2 pseudogenes are annotated in these 853 nt (G+C 65.5%); one reads left to right on the forward strand and one right to left on the reverse strand.

Features of this window, described 5'->3' with window-relative positions:
- A pseudogene (locus HMPREF0975_RS16940) lies at positions 1–656 on the forward strand (transposase); the annotation flags it as partial.
- A 42-nt stretch (positions 657–698) separates the two neighbouring features.
- On the opposite strand, the pseudogene HMPREF0975_RS15855 reads toward HMPREF0975_RS16940, so the two are convergent.
- Positions 699–853, reverse strand: a pseudogene (locus tag HMPREF0975_RS15855) (IS1380 family transposase); the annotation flags it as partial.

The raw sequence follows: 853 nt of genomic DNA on the forward strand, positions 1-853 counted from the left end.
TCCCGCACGGGAGCGAAGCGCGCGGGGGAATGTGACGGGCTCACCGGCCTTCCCGAAGCGATCGCAGGCAGTCCTGGCCCCAGGCCACGGTCCCCACCTGCGCAGGTACCACCCGGTTCCGTGCCCCTGGATGCGGTTCGTCTCCTACGGGGGAGAGCCGGAAGGTCGCGGCCGCTCTCAAGGCCGATCTGCACCGCTCCGAACCAGGAGGCCGCCTGGCAGGCTCTGACCGACTTCTCCGAGTCCGACATGGGGGTCAAGTACCCCCAGACGGTGACGACCTGGGAGCGGGCCTGGGAGCGATTCACTCCCTTCCTGGACTTCCCTCCGATGCTCAGGCGTGTCATCTCTCCCCCACTTCGTGGGAGGTACCCCCTCCACCAACAGTATCGAGACTGCGAGCTACCAGCTGCGCAAGGTTTCCAAGAACCGCGGCCACTTCCCCTCCGATGAGGCGGTGATCAAGCTGCTGTGGCTGGCGATCTGCGACACCTGTGGACAAGCGAGCCCGAGAACGCGACAAGGAGAAAGGACTGCCAGCATCCAAGCGCAGGGCCAAGGGCAAGCTCGTCGAAGGACAGATCACCACCGACTGGAACAAGGCCCTGGCCCAGCTCACCACCGCCTACCCCGACCGAATCAACCCCTACCTGTAAAACGCTTACACAGAAAACTGGACAGGTCCACGATCTCAGGCACCAGACCCGGTTGGCCGCAAACCCCTGCAAGGGAAAGCGGTCAAGCCCGGTGTCCTTGGCACAGCGGATACGGTCCCCTGGCAGCGGGCCCGCAGCCGGTGGCGCACCTCGAGATCGGCGAGCTGACCCACCCTCGTGCTGGTGGCGAAGGCGGT

The sequence above is a fragment of the Actinomyces sp. oral taxon 849 str. F0330 genome, from assembly GCF_000239715.1.
GTDB classification, from domain to species: Bacteria; Actinomycetota; Actinomycetes; order Actinomycetales; family Actinomycetaceae; genus Actinomyces; species Actinomyces johnsonii.